General features: G+C 65.4%; 1 protein-coding gene. It reads right to left on the reverse strand.

Annotated features, from left to right (window positions below):
• A partial coding sequence (locus ACRCUN_RS34175; protein ID WP_462146031.1) for a condensation domain-containing protein occupies positions 1 to 738 on the reverse strand: 738 nt, incomplete at both ends.

The following is a 738-nucleotide window of genomic DNA, read 5'->3' on the forward strand; positions in this document are numbered from 1 at the left end:
GGGCTGTTCGTATCGGCGAGGTCCCCGAGGTTTTCGCGTTGCCACAGCGTGTAATCCACATACTGCACCGGCAGTGGAGCCCAGCCGGGCGCCCGTCCGTCACACCGGCTCGCGTATGCCATTCCCAGGTCACGGACCAGCGGCGCAACCGACCAGCCGTCACCGGCGATGTGGTGAACCACCGCAACGAGCACATGCTCGTTCTCGGCGATGCGGAAAAGCCAGGCCCGTATCGGTATTTCCGTTGCCAGGTCGAAGTTGTAGGTCACCGCCGCGCCGATGGCGTCGCGCAGCTGATCTGGCTCCCAGCCGGTGGCATCGATCATCTGCCAACCGAAATCGGCTTCCTCCACCGGCTTTACGATCTGGCGGGGTACGCCACCGACTGCCGGCAGCACCGTGCGCAAGGATTCATGGCGGCCCACGACATCGGCCAGCGCCTGGCCCAGCGCGTCACCGTCCAACGCTCCGCTGATCCGATACGCGGTCGGCATGTTGTAGGTCGCGACGTCGCCCTCAAAGCGATTGAGGAACCACAACCGCTGCTGGGCGTAGGACAACGGCACGACGGACGGACGCTCACGCGTGGTCAATGGCTCGCGGCCTGACCCTATTCCGATTCGCGGTGCGAGTTGGGCGATGGTGGGTGCGTCGAAGAGGGTGCGGACTGCGAGGTCCGCATCCAAGCTGGTGTTGATCGCCGCGATAAGCCGCATCGCCGACAGCGAGTCGCCGCCG

Source organism: Mycobacterium venezuelense, assembly GCF_054919535.1.